Raw genomic sequence first — 16049 nt, forward strand, 5'->3', positions numbered from 1 at the left:
TCGCGCGTGCGGGGCTCCGGACCGCGTACACCCGTTCGTACGAGCAGCGGGCGAAGCCCGGGGACGGTGCTGCCTACGGTGGTTCGTACTGCCTCCGATCAGGACCGGAGCTCCCCATGGCAGACCTGCAGGACGAAGCGCACGCCACCGGCGAGGTCGGTGATCCGGACCCGCCGCCGGCGGTGGCCGGGCACGACGCCCGGCAGGAGGCCGGTGAGCGGGAGGCCGCGGACCCGCTGGCCCGGGCGCGGGCCCTGCTCGCCGCGCACCCGGTCGCGGACGGCCACAGCGGACTGCTCTGGGCGCTCAGCGGCCTGTCCTGGTACGACCTGGAGCTCGGCGAGAGCGCGCTGCAGACGGACATCCCGCGGCTGCGCGAGGGCGCGGTCGGCACGCTGTTCTGGTCGCTGCAGGTGCCGGGCGACTTCACCGGGGACCGGGCGGTGTGCGCCACCCTCGATCTGATCGACCTGGCCGTGAGCGTGGTGCGCGACCATTCCGAGGGTCTCTGGCTCGCCCGTACCGCCTCCGAGGTGGCCGACGCCCGCGCGCACGGGCGCATCGCCTGTCTGCTCGGTCCGGCGAGCGCGACGGCGCTCGGCAACTCGCTCGGTGCGCTGCGGGCGCTGCACCAGCTCGGCGTCCGCTCGCTCTCGCTGTCCGGGACCCGCTGGGCCGGCGAGGAGGGTCTGTCCCGCTTCGGCGAGGAGGTGGTCCGCGAGATGAACCGGCTCGGGGTCGTCGCCGATCTCACCGGCACCCCGGACGCCACGGCGCACCGGGTCCTCGCGGTCTCCCGCGGCCCGTCCCTGTTCTCGCACTCGGGTGCGCGTGCGCTCACCGACCACCCGGACAACGCCACCGACGAGGCACTGACCGCGCTGGGCGCCGGCGGGGGCCTGTGCATGGTGCCCTGTGCCGCGGCCCAGACCGGCGACGCGCTGCGAGACGTGGCGGACCATCTGGACCATGTACGCCGGGTCGCGGGCCCTCGGTGCGTCGGACTGGCCGGCAGCTTCGACACGGACGGTCCGTCCGCGGACGGCCTCGCGGACCCGGCGGCGTATCCGCCACTCCTGGCCGAACTCCTCGACCGCGGCTGGTCCGACGCCGAGCTCGCCCTGCTGACCTGGGAGAACACCCAGCGCGTGCTCCGCGACTCGGACTTCACGGCCCGCGCGACGCAGCTCAGACGGCCGCCGTCGACGGCCACGATGGAGCGTCTGGACGGCTGAGCCCCCGCGTACGCAGGAGCAGGCGCAGGCGGGTTCAGCCGGCGCAGAGGCAGAAGGGGTGTCCCGCCGGGTCCGCGTAGACGCGGAAGGTGCGGCCCGGCTCGCCCCGTTCGAGCACGGTCGCGCCGAGGGCGAGCGCCTGCTGTTCGGCGGTCTCCATGTCCTCGACGGTCAGGTCCAGGTGGAACTGCTGGGACTGGTCGGCCGACGGCCACTTGGGCGGTACGAGGCCGGGGGCCCGCTGGAACGCCAGGGTCGCCCCTTCGGCACCCTCGAGCTCGTACCACTCGTCGCCCTCCTCCTCGTCCGCGGAGCGCACGGCGGTCCCGCCGAGGAGTCCGGCGTAGAACTCGGCGAGGGCGCGCGGGTCGGGACAGTCGAGGACGACGCTTCCGAGCTTGGCGACAGCCATGGTGATGCCTCCGGAGAGAGCGCCGAGCACAGTTACCCATGCTCGGCTTCAACAGGTAACGGTTACCTGATGCTCCCCCATCAGAGGTAACGTCGCAAGCATGCGGACGAACCGACCGGCCGACCGGCCCGCACGAGCAGGGTCCCGCGGTGACTGAGCGCGCCCCGGCCCCGGGCGGACTCGCTCTCGTCCAGCGCCTGGTGAACACGGTCGACCTGGACACGGGCGAGGACAGCCTGGACGACGAGAAGGTCCGCCGGGAGCTCGGCATCACCGCCGACGGGACCGGGCAGGCCAGGGAGCTGCGCGAGGCACTGCGGGCCGCCTGCCTGGCCCACGCGGGCCATCCGCCGCATCAACCGGTGCGCCCGCTGGGCGAGTTGCTCGCGCAGGCGCCGCTCTTCATCGACGTGGACGGGGCGACCGGAGCGGCGGCACTGCACCCGGCCGACCCCGACCCGCTGACGTCCCGGATCGCCGCGGCCATCGCGCAGGGCGTCACCGACGGCAGCTGGCTGCGCCTGAAGGCCTGCCATGCGCCGGACTGCCACTGGGCCTTCTACGACCGCAGCCCGGCCGGCCGCGGCCGTTGGTGCGTGATGTCGGTCTGCGGCAGCCGGTCCAAGATGCGGGCGTACCGCGCACGGCGGGCCGGGGGCGTCCCCGACTGAGCCCGGTGGCGCGCACCTGCTGACGGTGGGATGGTCCACGCATGCTGGACCACCTCTCCGTCCAAGTGGCCGACGTCGCCACCAGCGCCGCCTTCTACGACCGGGTGCTCGCCCCGCTCGGCAGCACCAGAATGCTCGAGTACGGCGGCGAGGTGATCGGCTACGGCACCACGCAGCCCCGGTTCTGGATCGGCCCGACGACCACGGCCGGTACCGCGCGCGAGGTGCACATCGCCTTCGCCGCCGAGGACAGGGACGCCGTACGGGCCTTCTTCGCGGCGGCCGTGGAAGCGGGCGCCGCGGTACTGCACGAGCCGGCCGAGCACCCGGAGTACCACGCGCGCTACTACGGGGCCTTCGTCCGCGATCCCGACGGGAACAACGTCGAGGCCGTCTGCCACACCTGAGGGCGCCGGCGCCCCGGGACCGTCAGGCCGCCGGGCGGCCCATCGCGCGGTACGTCCAGCCGGCCTCGCGCCAGCGGACCGGGTCCAGGGCGTTGCGCCCGTCCAGGATGGTCGGGACCGACACCTCGGCGGCGAGCGCGGCCGGGTCGAGCTCGCGGAACTCGCGCCACTCGGTGAGGTGCAGGACCACATCCGCGCCGCGTACGGCTTCGGCGACCGAGTCCGCGTAGCCGAGGGTCGGGAAGAGCCGCCGGGCGTTGTCCATGCCCTTCGGGTCGTAGACCGTGACCTGACCGCCCTGCAGGTGGATCTGGCCCGCCACGTTCAGCGCGGGCGAGTCCCGTACGTCGTCGGAGTCGGGCTTGAAGGTGGCGCCGAGGACGGCGACGCGCTTGCCGAGGAAGGGGCCGCCGCCGAGCGCCTCGCGGGCCAGCTCGACCATGTGCCCGCGGCGGCGCATGTTGATCGAGTCGACCTCGCGCAGGAAGGTGAGGGCCTGGTCGGCGCCGAGCTCGCCGGCGCGGGCCATGAAGGCCCGGATGTCCTTGGGCAGACAGCCGCCGCCGAAGCCGATGCCGGCCCGCAGGAACTTCCTGCCGATCCGCTCGTCGTAGCCGATCGCCTCGGCCAGCTTCACCACATCGCCGTCGGCGGCCTCGCAGACCTCGGCCATCGCGTTGATGAACGAGATCTTGGTGGCGAGGAATGAGTTGGCGGAGGTCTTCACGAGCTCCGCCGTCGGATAGTCGGTGACCACGAACGGCGAGCCCTCGGCGAGCGGCGTCGCGTACACCTCGCGGAGCAGCTTCTCGGCGCGCTCGGACGGCACGCCCGCGACGATCCGGTCGGGGTGCAGGGTGTCGTGCACGGCGAAGCCCTCGCGCAGGAACTCCGGGTTCCAGGCCAGCTCCACCGCGTCGCCCGCCGGGGCGAGCTCGGTGAGCACGGACGCGAGGCGGTCCGCGGAGCCCACCGGCACCGTCGACTTGCCGACGACGAGCGCCGGGCGGGTGAGGTGCGGCGCGAGCGAGGCGAAGGCGGAGTCCACGTAGCTCATGTCGCAGGCGTACTCGCCGTGCTTCTGCGGGGTGTTCACACAGACGAAGTGCACATCGCCGAAGGCGCCGACCTCCTCCCAGGAGGTGGTGAAGCGCAGCCGCCCGCTGGAGCCCTCGATCCCCGCGACGTGCCGGCCGAGCAGCTCCTCGAGCCCCGGCTCGTACATCGGCACCCGGCCCTGCGAGAGCAGCTCGATCTTCTCCGGGACCACATCGAGGCCCAGCACCTCGAAGCCGAGCTCGGCCATGGCCGCGGCGTGGGTGGCACCGAGGTAGCCGGTGCCGATCACGGTGATCTTGAGGGCCATGCGGTGCTCCAGGAGGATCGGCGAAACTGCGCTGCCCGAGCATAGTCGGGGGCCTGTGGGGGGACGTACGGGCCCGTACCGGGAAGGCTTGTGGCCGGGGCGTGGGAAGGCTTGTGGCCGAGGCACGGGAAGGCTTGTCGTCAAGCTCACGTATCCGGTCCCGGTCCGGGGGCCTAAAATCAGGGTTACTTAACGGTAGTTAGCATCTTTGGGAGTGAGAGACTTGGCGGGTTCGACCGAATTCGACCTGTACCGCCCGGCAGAAGAGCACGACATGCTCCGGGAGTCGGTCCGCTCGCTCGCCGAGGCGAAGATCGCCCCGTTCGCCGCGGAGGTGGACGAGGACGCCCGCTTCCCGCAGGAGGCCCTCGACGCCCTCACGGCGAACGACCTGCACGCCGTCCACGTCCCGGAGGAGTACGGCGGCGCGGGCGCCGACGCGCTGGCCACGGTCATCGTGATCGAGGAGGTGGCGCGGGTCTGCGCCTCGTCCTCGCTGATCCCCGCGGTCAACAAGCTCGGCTCGCTCCCGGTCGCCATCGCCGGCTCCGAGGACCTGAAGAAGAAGTACCTGGGCCCGCTCGCCAAGGGCGACGGCATGTTCTCGTACTGCCTCTCCGAGCCGGACGCCGGCTCGGACGCCGCGGGCATGAAGACGAAGGCCGTACGCGACGGGGACTTCTGGGTGCTCAACGGCGTGAAGCGCTGGATCACCAACGCCGGCGTCTCCGAGTACTACACGGTGATGGCCGTCACCGACCCGACCAAGCGCTCCAAGGGCATCAGCGCCTTCGTCGTGGAGAAGTCCGACGAGGGCGTCTCCTTCGGCGCCCCGGAGAAGAAGCTCGGCATCAAGGGCTCCCCCACCCGCGAGGTCTACTTCGACAACGTCCGCATCCCCGCCGACCGCATGATCGGCGAGGAGGGCACCGGCTTCGCCACCGCGATGAAGACCCTGGACCACACCCGCATCACCATCGCGGCCCAGGCACTCGGCATCGCGCAGGGCGCCCTCGACTACGCCAAGGGGTACGTCAAGGAGCGCAAGCAGTTCGGCAAGCCGATCGCCGACTTCCAGGGCATCCAGTTCATGCTCGCGGACATGGCGATGAAGGTCTCGGCCGCCCGCGCCCTGACCTACCAGGCCGCGGCCGCGTCCGAGCGTCTCGACGACGACCTCACCTACCAGGGCGCCGCGGCGAAGTGCTTCGCCTCGGACATCGCCATGGAGGTCACCACGGACGCGGTCCAACTCCTCGGCGGCTACGGCTACACCCGCGACTACCCGGTGGAGCGCATGATGCGCGACGCCAAGATCACCCAGATCTACGAGGGCACGAACCAGGTCCAGCGCATCGTGATGGCGCGCAACCTGCCGTAGCACCTGCTCCCCGCACCGACCTGACGGCTCCCGGCTCTGTGCCGGGGGCCGTTCTGCGTGCCGCGCCGCCCCGCTCTCAGGGCCGCGCCCCGCCCGTACGACGGTCCGGCGCGGGGCGTACGGGCAGGGCCGAGGTGAGGAGGGCCCGGAAGGTGGGGCATTCGAGGTGGTTCGGGGCGGGGCACGCGGCGGCGTGGCGGAGGGAGTCGCGGGCCGCGGTGAGGCGGCGGACGGTGGCGTCCAGGTCGTCGGCCTTGGCGGCGAAGACGCCCCGGTCGAGGTTCGGGCGGCCGTCCGGGGTGAACATGGCGGCGATCTCGTCGAGGGTGAAGCCGGCGGAGCGGGTGAGGGCGATCAGGGCGAGGTGGTCGAGCACGTCGGGGGCGTACTGGCGGCGCAGGCCGTGCCGGCCGACCGGGGTGATCAGGCCCTTCTCCTCGTAGTACCGGAGGGTGGAGGTGGGGATGCCGGTACGGCGTACCACCTCGGCGATGTCCAGGGCGCGCATACTCGGCCTCATCTGCTTGACCTCAAGTCGGCTTGAAGTCGCAGAGTGGCACACGGAGCGCAGCAGAACCAGACCGGGAGGCGACGACGTGGACCGTACGCACGAGGCGGCAGAAGCTCAGGCCGCACGCTGGAAGGGGTCGGGGGCCGACGCGTGGGTGGCGGCGCAGGGGTATCTCGATGCGATGTACCGCCCTTTCGCCGATCTGCTCGTCCAGGCGGCGGCCGCTCACCCCGGCCGCGTCCTCGACGTGGGATGCGGTACGGGGGCGTCGACGGTGGCGGTGGCGCGGGAGTTGGGGGCGGACGCCGACTGTGTGGGTGTCGACATCTCCGAGACGATGGTCGGGGCCGCGCGGGACCGCGCCCGGCGGGAGGGGTCGTCGGCGCGCTTCGTGAACGCCGATGCCGCGACCCACGCCTTCGAGTCCGCGGCGTACGACCTGGTCGTCTCGCGCTTCGGGGTGATGTTCTTCGGCGATCCGGCACGGGCCTTCGGCAATCTGCGGCGGGCCGCCGCCGGCGGCGCGCGACTCCGGTTCGTCGTGTGGCGTGGCATGGCGGAGAACCCGTTCATGACGACGGCGGAGCGGGCCGCGGCGCCGCTCGTGCCGAGTCTGCCGGTACGCAAGGACGGCGACCCCGGGCAGTTCGGCCTCGCGGACCCGGCACGGACCGAGCAGCTGCTGCTCGAGGGCGGCTGGACGGGGGTCGGCATCCGCCCGGTCGACGCGGTCTGCACCCTGCCCGAAACCGAACTCGACTCCTACTTCAGCCGGTTCGGCGTGCTCGGCCCCGTACTGCCGGGGCTGCCGGAACCGACCCGCGCCCGGGTCGTCGAGACGGTGCGCGCCGCCTTCGAGCCGTATGTGCACGGCGACGAGGTCCGCTACACGGCGGCCTGCTGGGTGGTCGATGCGCGGGCGGCCGAGGACGCTCCGGGCCGCTGACGCACCGACCCCTCGGCGTCAGCCGTCGAGTTGGGCGAGCGTCGCGTTGGACGGGCCGCGGGTGGCGGCCAGTTCGCGGGAGACGTCCTCGGCGGCGCGGAGTACGCGGACCGCGTTCTGCCAGGTGAGCTTGGCGAGGTCGGTGTCGGACCAGCCGCGGGCGAGGAGTTCGGCGATCAGGTTCGGGTAGCCGGCCACGTCCTCGAGGCCTTCGGGGGTGAAGGCCGTGCCGTCGTAGTCGCCGCCGATGCCGATGTGGTCGATGCCGGCCACCTCGCGCATGTGGTCGAGGTGGTCGGCGACGGTGGCCGCGGTGGCGACGGGAATCGGACGGGTCTCGGCGAAGGCGGCGTGCACCTTCATCGCCTCTTCCGTGGTGTCCAGGTGGTGGAAGCCGTGCGCCCGCATGTTGTCGTCCGCGGCGGCCGTCCAGTCGACCGCCGCCTGCAGGACGAACTTGGGGACGAAGGTCGCCATCGCCACGCCGCCGTTGGCCGGGAGGCGTTCCAGTACCTCGTCCGGGATGTTGCGCGGGTGGTCGCAGACCGCGCGGGCGGACGAGTGGGAGAAGAGCACCGGCGCTTCGGTGGTGTCGAGGGCGTCGCGCATCGTGGTGGCGGCGACGTGCGAGAGGTCGACCAGCATGCCGATGCGGTTCATCTCGCGGACGACCTCGCGGCCGAAGGCGGAGAGACCGCCGACGCCGGGCTCGTCGGTCGCGGAGTCGGCCCAGGCGATGTTGTCGTTGTGGGTCAGCGTCATGTAGCGGACGCCGAGTGTCCCCAACGCCCGCAGCGTGGCGAGGGAGTTGTGGATGGAGTGGCCGCCCTCGGCGCCCATCAGGGAGGCGATGCGGCCCTCGGCGCGCGCGGCCTCCATGTCGTCCGCGGTGAGCGCCCGGCGCAGCTCGGCAGGGTGACGGTCGATCAACTGACGTACGCAGTCGATCTGTTCGAGGGTGGCGCTGACAGCGTCGTCACCGGCCATGGAGGAGCGTACGTACACCGACCAGAACTGCGCGCCGACGCCGCCGGCCCGCAGCCGCGCGAGGTCGGTGTGCAGGCTGCCGGTCTGGTCGGCGGCGACGTCCAGGCGGTCCAGGTCGTAGCCGGCCTTCTCGCGCAGCGCCCAGGGCAGGTCGTTGTGCCCGTCGACCACGGGGTGGGCGGCGAGGAGCTCACGGGCGCGGTCGAGGTGCGCGGATGCGTCGGTCATCGCGGTCACTTCCCGAAGCCGAAGCCGGCGCCGGAATTCTCCACCTTGGCGCGCAGCCGCTTGCCCTTGTCGGTCGCCTGCTCGTTCAGCTGGTCCTGGAACTCCCGCATACGACCGAGGAGTTCGGGGTCGTGCGCGGCGAGGATGCGGGCCGCGAGCAGGCCGGCATTGCGCGCGCCGCCGACGGAGACCGTGGCGACGGGGACACCGGCCGGCATCTGCACGATGGACAGCAGCGAGTCCATGCCGTCGAGGTACTTCAGCGGTACGGGCACGCCGATCACCGGGAGCGGGGTGACCGAGGCGAGCATCCCGGGCAGGTGGGCCGCGCCGCCCGCGCCCGCGATGATCGCCTTGAGGCCGCGGTCGGCCGCCTGCTCGCCGTACGCGATCATCTCGCGCGGCATGCGGTGCGCGGAGACCACATCGACCTCGTGCGGGATCTCGAACTCGGTGAGGGCCTGGGCCGCGGCCTCCATCACCGGCCAGTCGGAGTCGGATCCCATGACGATGCCGACCAGGGGGCCGGCGTCTTCGTCGGCGCTCGTGGATCCTGCGGCAGGGGCGGCGCTCATTCGGTGATCGTTCCTCGCAGATAGCCGGCGGCGTGCTGGGCGCGGTCGAGGACCTCGTCCAGGTCGTCGCCGTAGGTGTTGACGTGACCGACCTTGCGGCCGGGCTTCACGTCCTTGCCGTACATGTGGATCTTGAGCCCCGGGTCGCGGGCCATGCAGTGCAGATACGCCTGGTACATGTCCGGGTAGTCGCCGCCGAGGACATTGGCCATCACGGTCCAGCGGGCGCGCGGGCGCGGGTCGCCGAGCGGCAGGTCGAGGACGGCGCGCACGTGGTTGGCGAACTGGGAGGTGACGGCGCCGTCCTGGGTCCAGTGGCCGGAGTTGTGCGGGCGCATCGCGAGTTCGTTGACCAGGACGGCGGGCTCGCCGTCGGCGTCGCGGGTCTCGAAGAGCTCGACGGCGAGGTGGCCGACGACGTCCAGCTCGGCGGCGATGCGCAGGGCCAACTCCTGTGCGCGGCCCGCGAGTTCCTCGGAGAGGTCCGGGGCGGGCGCGATCACGGTGTCACAGACTCCGTCGACCTGCCGGGACTCGACGACGGGGTAGGCGACGGCCTGGCCGTGCGGGGAGCGCACCACATTCGCGGCGAGCTCGCGGACGAAGTCGACCTTCTCCTCGGCGAGTACGGGCACGCCGGCGCGGAACGGCTCGGCGGCCGAGGCCTCGTCCCGTACGAACCAGACGCCCTTGCCGTCGTATCCGCCGCGCACCGTCTTGAGGATCACCGGGAACCCGTCACCCTCGGCCGCGAAGGCGGCCACATCGGCCGGGTCGGTCACGATGCGATGGCGCGGGCTCGGTGCACCGAGCGCATCGAGCCGGGCGCGCATCACGCCCTTGTCCTGCGCATGCACCAGCGCGTCCGGGCCCGGCCGGACGGGGATGCCGTCCGCCTGCAGGGCGCGCAGATGCTCGGTGGGCACATGCTCGTGATCGAAGGTGATCACATCGCAGCCGCGGGCGAACTCGCGCAGCGTGTCCAGGTCCCGGTAGTCGCCGACGACGACATCACCGACCACCTGGGCCGCGGAATCCTGCGGGGTGTCACTGAGGAGCTTGAACCTGATGCCGAGCGGGATGCCCGCCTCGTGTGTCATACGAGCGAGCTGGCCACCGCCGACCATGCCGACTACCGGAAACGTCACATCGTCCAGGGTATCCGGCCTTCGACAGCGGTACGGACGCACGAGATCTGCGCCACATCGGGCTCGGTCCGGCGTCCCGTCGCAGGTCCCGGGCCTGCGCCGGCAGGCGCGTGACCGGGTGCGTGCGGTGGGCGACCGGAAGGCACGGGCGCCCGGCGGGTGGCCCTGGTTAGCATGGCCGGACCGACGATTTGGAATCTGGATCCCTGGCGGTTCGGCACCCGAATCCCCATCGATCTCTACGGACGGGGCTGAACGATCACCATGAGTGGACGTGGCGCACTGCGCGCGCGACTGGATCAGCTCCTGCGCGAGGTGGCCAAGTTCGGTGTGGTCGGCGGCGTGGGGACGCTGGTCAATCTGGCCGTGTTCAACCTGGTCCGGCACACCACGGACATCCCCGTCGTCCGGGCGTCGATCATCGCCACGGCGGTCGCGATCTGCTGCAACTACGTGGGCTTCCGGTACTTCACCTACCGGGACCGCGACAAGAGCGGGCGCACCAAGGAGATGACGCTGTTCCTGCTGTTCAGCGTGGTCGGCCTGATCATCGAGAACGGCGTGCTCTACACGGCGACATACGGCTTCGGCTTCGACACCCCGCTGCAGAGCAACATATTCAAGTTCCTCGGCATCGGGATAGCGACGCTGTTCCGCTTCTGGTCGTACCGGACTTGGGTGTTCCGGGCGCTGCCCGCGCGGGAGGCGGTCGCGGACGCGGAGGCGCTCCTGGAGGACTCCGCGCTGCGGAACGTCCCCAAGGGAGTGCCGGACCGTCCCTAGCGCACGGTCGTCCCCTCGGGTGACCGGCCGCCCGTGCCGCCCGCGCCGGACAGGAACAGCGCGAAGACGGCCGGTTTGATCTGCAGCATCTCCAGACGCCCGCCGTCCGCCTCGGCCAGATCGCGGGCGACGGCCAGGCCGATCCCCGTCGAGTTGCGGCCGCTGATGGTGCGCTCGAAGATCCGCGCACCGAGGTCGGTACGGACTCCGGGGCCTTCGTCGGTCACCTCGATCACCACCTGGTTCCCGGTGACCCGGGTGCGCAGGGCGACGGTGCCGCCGCCGTGCATCAGGGAGTTCTCGATGAGTGCCGCGAGCACCTGGGCGACCGCGCCGGGTGTGGCGACGGCCTGCAGGCCCTGGCGTCCCGAGCAGACGATGGCGCGGCCGGCACTGCGATAGGCGGGGCGCCACTCCTCGATCTGCTGCTTGACGACCTCGTCCAGGTCGAAGGTGACGGCCGAGCCCATGCGCGGGTCGCGCGAATTGGTCAGCAGTCGCTCGACCACGTCGGTGAGGCGCTCGACCTGGGTGAGCGCGACGGTGGCCTCCTCCTTCACGGTCTCCGGATCGTCGGTGAGGGTGATCTCCTCGAGGCGCATCGACAGGGCGGTGAGCGGGGTGCGCAGCTGGTGCGAGGCGTCGGCGGCGAGCCTGCGCTCAGCGGTCAGCATCCGCGCGATCCGCTCGGCACTGGAGTCGAGTACGTCCGCGACGCGGTCCAGCTCGGGCACCCCGTACCGCTTGTGGCGGGGGCGCGGGTCGCCGGAGCCGAGGCGCTCGGCGGTCTCGGCCAGGTCGGTGAGCGGTGAGGTGAGCCGGCTGGCCTGCCGTACGGCGAGGAGCACGGCGGCGACGACGGCGAGCAGGGCGACCGCGCCGATCATCAGGAGGGTGCGGCCCACTTCGGTGGTGACCTTGGAGCGGGGCTCCTGGACGACCACCGTCTCGCCCTGGACGCCCTGTTCGGTGGCGGAGATGACGCCGCCGTCCGGCTTCTTGCCGATCTCCACGTCCGGGCGGCCGGGGATCTCGATGCGGGCGTAGCGGTCCGCGTCGACCTGGCCGCGCAGCATGCCCGCGGTGATCTCTTCCTCACCGTCGCCCATCAGCCGGCCGTCGACGATGGACACCAGGCGTACGGCCTCGGAGTCGACGCGTTCCTGGGCGGCGCTTGTGATGGTGTTGGTCTCCACGAGCACCAGGGAGATGCCGAAGACGGCGATCACGACGAGGACCACGGCGAGCGTGGAGTTGATCAGTCTGCGGCGCATGGCGGTGGGGTGTGCTCTTCTCGGAGGGCTTCTCGCAGGGCTCGTCGCTCGGCTCTTGGCGGGGCGTCGCGCGGGCGGATCGGCTCAGCTCTTCTCGAAGCGGAAGCCGACGCCGCGGACGGTCGCGATGTACCGGGGGTTGGCGGCATCGTCTCCGAGCTTCTTGCGCAGCCAGGAGATGTGCATGTCGAGGGTCTTCGTCGACGACCACCAGGTGGTGTCCCAGACCTCGCGCATCAGCTGGTCGCGGGTGACGACCCGGCCCGCGTCCCGTACCAGGACCCTGAGGAGGTCGAACTCCTTGGCGGTGAGCTGGAGCTCCTCCTCGCCCATCCAGGCCCGGTGCGACTCGACGTCGATGCGCACCCCGTGGGTGGCCGGCGGCTGCTGTGGCTCGGCGGCGCCGCGGCGCAGCAGGGCCCGGACCCGGGCGAGCAGTTCGGCCAGGCGGAAGGGCTTGGTGACGTAGTCGTCGGCGCCCGCGTCCAGGCCCACCACGGTGTCCACCTCGTCGGCCCGTGCCGTGAGGATCAGGATGGGGATGGTGTGCCCGTCCGCCCGCAGCCGGCGGGCGACCTCCAGGCCGTCCATGCCCGGCAGGCCGAGGTCGAGGACGACCAGATCGATGCCGCCCTTGAGGCCCGCGGAGAGTGCGCTGGGTCCGTCCTCGCGGACCTCCACCTCGTAACCCTCCCTGCGCAGGGCTCGGGCCAGCGGTTCCGAGATGGATGCGTCGTCCTCGGCGAGCAGTACACGGGTCATGGGGTGATGGTAGACCGCGGGCCCCGGGCGGCGGAGCGAGATGGCGGACGCCCGGCGCAGCCCTGCGTCTATGGTGGAGTAATCGGACGGTTACCTTTGAATACGTGGGTGGGATCACACATCGTCCTGTGATCCATCTCTCAGAAGCAGACTTACCCATTGTTAACCGGCTGTTCGGTGCTTCAGCATATTTACTGCACTCCGTGTCCTTCGCAGTCTTCCGCGGGCCTTCATGGGCCTTCGGGGCGCTGCGTACCCGAGGACCCGTATGCGCATCAGGTCCGGTACCCCGGACCCGGTGATCAGTGATTGACCTGTCGGCCGGGCCCTGCGCGCGAAGGCGTGCTCGGCGTGGATCCCGGCGTCCGCTGCTCTCTTCTTCGGCCCTGCCGGGCCGGGTCCCCCACGGCCGTGGGAGCGAAGCGCGGTCGCGCCGGTGCCGGCCACCCCCCACCGGGCGCGCGGAAACACCCGTGACGCGCGTCCCGAACGAACAAGGATCGACATGGCGTCCAGCCTGACGAAGGCCTCGGCCGGTAATCCCGGCGCAGAGAAGACCTTCTTCGGCCACCCCCGCGGCCTGGCCACGCTCTTCATGACCGAGATGTGGGAGCGCTTCAGCTTCTACGGCATGAGGGCCCTGCTTGTTCTCTACTTGGTCGCCGGCGGCCCCGACGCCAAGACGGGCTCCCAAGGCGGCGGCCTGGCCATGGACATGGCCACGGCAACCGCGATCTACTCCGTCTACCTGGCGATGGTCTACCTGCTCGCCATGCCGGGCGGCTGGTTCGGCGACCGCGTCTGGGGTCCCCGCAAGACCGTCGCCGTCGCCGCCGGTGTGATCATGACCGGTCACCTGGCCCTCGCGATTCCCGGCCAGGCGGCCTTCTTCGTCGGTCTCGCCCTGGTGGCGGCCGGCTCCGGTCTGCTCAAGGCCAACATCTCGACGATGGTCGGCCATCTCTACGACGGCCCGCAGGACCCGCGCCGGGACGGCGGCTTCACCGTCTTCTACATCGGCATCAACGTCGGTGCCTTCGCCGCCCCGCTGGTCATCGGCACGGTCGGCCAGAACGTCAACTGGCACCTGGGCTTCGCCCTCGCGGCCGCCGGTATGGCGCTCGGCCTGATCCAGTTCCTGATCGGCACCCGCCACCTGAGCCCGAAGAGCAGCGAGATCCCGAAGCCGCTCAGCGCGCAGGAGCGGAACTCCACCCTGTTCAAGGGCCTCGCCTGGCTGATCGTGGCCACCGTCTTCTACGGCATCGTGACCTTCACCGGCCACTTCACGATCAAGTGGGCGCTGCTCCCGATCACCCTGCTCGGCCTGCTCATCCCGGTCGCCGTCCTGGTCCGCATCAAGCGGGACAAGGAGCTGACCCAGACCGAGCAGACCAAGGTCAGCGGTTACATCTGGTTCTTCGCCGCCGCCGCCGTCTTCTGGATGATCTACGACCAGGGCGGCTCGACGATGTCGTTCTTCGGCGAGAACAAGACGGCCGGCTCGGTGTTCGGCTTCGACTTCCCGTCGACCTGGTTCCAGTCGGTCAACCCGCTGTGGGTCATGGCGCTCGCGCCGGTCATCGCCTGGGGCTGGCTGGCCCTGAACCGCAAGGGCAAGGAGCCGAGCACCACCCGCAAGTTCGCGATGGGTCTCTGGCTGGTCGGCGCCTCGTTCATCGTCTTCGTCATCCCGATGGCGATGGCCGGTGACGGCACCAAGGTCACCCCGATGTGGCTGGTCACGATCTACATGATCCAGACCGTCGGTGAGCTCTGCCTCTCCCCGGTCGGCCTGTCCGTCACCACCAAGATGGCGCCGGCGAAGTACGCGTCGCAGATGACGGGTGTCTGGTTCCTGGCCGTCACGGCGGGCGACTGCATCACCGGTCTGCTCGGGCTCGCGGGCGTCGACCTCAACGGTGCGGCGGTCGTCGGTGCCCAGGGTGTGCTCGCGGTGATCGCGGGTCTCGGGGTCTGGTTCTCGCGCAAGCGCATCGAGGCCCTCATGGGCGACGTCCGCTGACTCGAGAGGCGGCCACGCAGCTCGATCTCGTGGCTTGATCTCGTAGCTCCGTACGGATTGTCGTACGGGCCGCTCGAACGAAAGGGTCATCGCACCACTCGGTGCGGTGGCCCTTCGGCGTTTTGGCGGGCACCCCGGGACACCCCGTGGAGCATCGGGACATGCGCCCTTTTTTCCGTACCGGGTTCGCCGGTTTCCGTACCGGATTCTCCGGCCCGTCCCGCCTGCGGCGCGGCCTCACCGCGCTCGCCGCCTGCGGTGCGCTGCTCTGCGCCGGCGCCGCGACGGCGGCTCCGGAACCTGCGGACGAGGACGCGGAGGTGCCGGTGCGGTCGTACTCCTACGGGGCGCATGCGCGGCAGAGTGTCACGGTGTACGGCGACGAGGGCCCTGCCCTGGTGATCCTGCACGGCGGATACTGGGCGCGGGACACCGACTGGAGCGGCTGGGCCCGCTGGTTCGCCGAGCAGGGACTGCGCGTCTACGACGTCGACTACCGGCTGAATTCGGACGCCCGGTGGCCCGCACAGCGCGACGACGTGCTGGCCGCACTGCGCTGGATCGCCGACAACGGCGGCCCCGAGGAGCAACGCCCGGTGCTGCTCGGCTCCTCCGCGGGCGGCCACCTCGCCACCACGGCGGGTACGTACGGCGCGGGTCTGGTGCGGCTGCGCGGTGTGGTCGCGCTGTCGCCGGTGGCGTCCCCGTACCAGGCCTGGCTGGACGGCGGACGGAAGGCGGCCGGGCGTGACCGGCGGGAGCTGCGCAGTCAGGCCCGGCGGCTGGCCGGCTGCGATCCGGACCGGGCGCGGGTCGAGTGCTGGGAGCAGTGGGGCGACATGGCGGCCCGCACCCACGCGTCCGGGGCGGACGATCCGCCGATGTATCTGATCCATTCGGCACGGGACTTCGTACCCGCCGCGCATTCTCAGGAGCTGGCGCGGGCGCAGCGGGCGGCGGGGGCGCCGCAGGGGCGTGGGGTACGGGTCCGGGTGGTGCCCGGGAGCGGGCACGGGGCCAAGGTGCTTGACACGGCTGGGGTACTGCGGGATGTGGTGCGGGCCGTGAAGGGGTTCGAGTAAGGAGTGTCCCGCGAGCGCCGGACGGGTCACGGCCGGCCCGTCCGGCGCTCGCGGCGAAGGCTGTTCAGGGCAGGCGGTTCAGCGCAGCCGCCGCCGCTTCGGCATGAAGGTGAAGACCGCTCCGCCGAGCAGGATCACCGTGCCGGCCACCAGGCCGAGCGCGCGCAGCATGCCGTTGTCCTCGGCGCCCGTCTCGGCGAGGCCGCCGTCCGGGCCCTTGCCGCCGCCCGCGGCCCCGCCCGCCTCGCCGCCGCC

General features: G+C 71.4%; 17 protein-coding genes. 8 read left to right on the plus strand and 9 right to left on the minus strand.

Annotation, left to right across the window (positions count from 1 at the left end; all coding sequences use genetic code 11):
• The first annotated feature begins 116 nt into the window (after positions 1 to 116).
• The gene (locus DY218_RS04400) at positions 117 to 1235 is read left to right on the plus strand and encodes a dipeptidase (RefSeq protein ID WP_128554569.1); all 1119 of its coding nucleotides are present in this window, start codon (positions 117 to 119) and stop codon (positions 1233 to 1235) included.
• A gap of 34 nt (positions 1236 to 1269) precedes the next feature.
• On the opposite strand, the gene DY218_RS04405 is transcribed toward DY218_RS04400, so the two are convergent.
• Positions 1270 to 1647, minus strand: coding sequence for a VOC family protein (locus DY218_RS04405; protein WP_128554570.1), 378 nt, complete (start codon positions 1645 to 1647; stop codon positions 1270 to 1272).
• Positions 1648 to 1796: 149 nt separating this feature from the next.
• On the opposite strand from DY218_RS04405, the gene DY218_RS04410 reads away from it, so the two are divergent.
• Complete coding sequence (locus tag DY218_RS04410; protein WP_128554571.1) at positions 1797 to 2318, plus strand: CGNR zinc finger domain-containing protein; 522 nt, start codon at positions 1797 to 1799, stop codon at positions 2316 to 2318.
• 41 nt (positions 2319 to 2359) lie between these two features.
• Positions 2360 to 2725: a VOC family protein gene (locus DY218_RS04415; protein WP_128554572.1), complete on the plus strand. Its 366-nt coding sequence runs from the start codon at positions 2360 to 2362 to the stop codon at positions 2723 to 2725.
• 22 nt (positions 2726 to 2747) lie between these two features.
• Here the strand turns inward: DY218_RS04415 and DY218_RS04420 are convergent, their stop codons facing one another.
• Positions 2748 to 4091: a UDP-glucose dehydrogenase family protein gene (locus DY218_RS04420; protein WP_128554573.1), complete on the minus strand. Its 1344-nt coding sequence runs from the start codon at positions 4089 to 4091 to the stop codon at positions 2748 to 2750.
• A gap of 223 nt (positions 4092 to 4314) precedes the next feature.
• Here DY218_RS04420 and DY218_RS04425 point away from each other — a divergent pair, with 223 nt between their 5' ends.
• A complete protein-coding gene (locus tag DY218_RS04425; protein WP_128554574.1) occupies positions 4315 to 5472 on the plus strand; it encodes an acyl-CoA dehydrogenase in 1158 nt (385 codons plus the stop codon).
• Positions 5473 to 5548: 76 nt separating this feature from the next.
• On the opposite strand, the gene DY218_RS04430 is transcribed toward DY218_RS04425, so the two are convergent.
• Positions 5549 to 5992, minus strand: a complete 444-nt coding sequence (locus tag DY218_RS04430; RefSeq protein ID WP_233521356.1) for a helix-turn-helix domain-containing protein — start codon at positions 5990 to 5992, stop codon at positions 5549 to 5551.
• A 76-nt stretch (positions 5993 to 6068) separates the two neighbouring features.
• On the opposite strand from DY218_RS04430, the gene DY218_RS04435 reads away from it, so the two are divergent.
• Positions 6069 to 6929 carry a class I SAM-dependent methyltransferase gene (locus DY218_RS04435; protein WP_233521357.1) on the plus strand — a complete coding sequence of 287 codons (861 nt, stop codon included), beginning with the start codon at positions 6069 to 6071 and terminating at the stop codon, positions 6927 to 6929.
• Between the two features lie 18 nt (positions 6930 to 6947).
• Here the strand turns inward: DY218_RS04435 and DY218_RS04440 are convergent, their stop codons facing one another.
• From DY218_RS04440 to DY218_RS04450, 3 genes are read right to left on the minus strand one after another with little or no spacing between them, the layout of a single operon-like run.
• The gene (locus DY218_RS04440; protein WP_128554577.1) at positions 6948 to 8144 is read right to left on the minus strand and encodes a dipeptidase; all 1197 of its coding nucleotides are present in this window, start codon (positions 8142 to 8144) and stop codon (positions 6948 to 6950) included.
• 5 nt (positions 8145 to 8149) lie between these two features.
• Positions 8150 to 8719, minus strand: a complete 570-nt coding sequence (gene purE, locus DY218_RS04445; RefSeq protein ID WP_128554578.1) for a 5-(carboxyamino)imidazole ribonucleotide mutase — start codon at positions 8717 to 8719, stop codon at positions 8150 to 8152.
• Complete coding sequence (locus DY218_RS04450) at positions 8716 to 9867, minus strand: 5-(carboxyamino)imidazole ribonucleotide synthase (RefSeq protein WP_128554579.1); 1152 nt, start codon at positions 9865 to 9867, stop codon at positions 8716 to 8718. Before DY218_RS04450 ends, purE begins: the two co-directional genes overlap by 4 nt.
• A gap of 264 nt (positions 9868 to 10131) precedes the next feature.
• On the opposite strand from DY218_RS04450, the gene DY218_RS04455 reads away from it, so the two are divergent.
• The gene (locus DY218_RS04455; RefSeq protein WP_128554580.1) at positions 10132 to 10650 is read left to right on the plus strand and encodes a GtrA family protein; all 519 of its coding nucleotides are present in this window, start codon (positions 10132 to 10134) and stop codon (positions 10648 to 10650) included.
• On the opposite strand, the gene DY218_RS04460 is transcribed toward DY218_RS04455, so the two are convergent.
• Positions 10647 to 11924 (minus strand): ATP-binding protein, encoded by a 1278-nt coding sequence (locus DY218_RS04460; protein WP_128554581.1) that lies wholly within the window; start codon positions 11922 to 11924, stop codon positions 10647 to 10649. The genes DY218_RS04455 and DY218_RS04460 overlap by 4 nt on opposite strands.
• A gap of 84 nt (positions 11925 to 12008) precedes the next feature.
• Positions 12009 to 12686, minus strand: coding sequence for a response regulator transcription factor (locus DY218_RS04465; RefSeq protein WP_128554582.1), 678 nt, complete (start codon positions 12684 to 12686; stop codon positions 12009 to 12011).
• 505 nt (positions 12687 to 13191) lie between these two features.
• Here DY218_RS04465 and DY218_RS04470 point away from each other — a divergent pair.
• Both DY218_RS04470 and DY218_RS04475 read left to right on the plus strand, forming a co-directional pair.
• Positions 13192 to 14712 (plus strand): peptide MFS transporter, encoded by a 1521-nt coding sequence (locus DY218_RS04470; protein WP_128554583.1) that lies wholly within the window; start codon positions 13192 to 13194, stop codon positions 14710 to 14712.
• 161 nt (positions 14713 to 14873) lie between these two features.
• Positions 14874 to 15794 (plus strand): alpha/beta hydrolase, encoded by a 921-nt coding sequence (locus DY218_RS04475; RefSeq protein WP_128554584.1) that lies wholly within the window; start codon positions 14874 to 14876, stop codon positions 15792 to 15794.
• 78 nt (positions 15795 to 15872) lie between these two features.
• Here DY218_RS04475 and DY218_RS04480 read toward each other — a convergent pair.
• Positions 15873 to 16049: LPXTG cell wall anchor domain-containing protein (locus DY218_RS04480; RefSeq protein WP_128554585.1), on the minus strand; the 177-nt coding region annotated here is incomplete at its 5' end.

The sequence above is a fragment of the Streptomyces triticagri genome, assembly GCF_003429565.1.
GTDB classification, from domain to species: domain Bacteria; phylum Actinomycetota; class Actinomycetes; order Streptomycetales; family Streptomycetaceae; genus Streptomyces; species Streptomyces triticagri.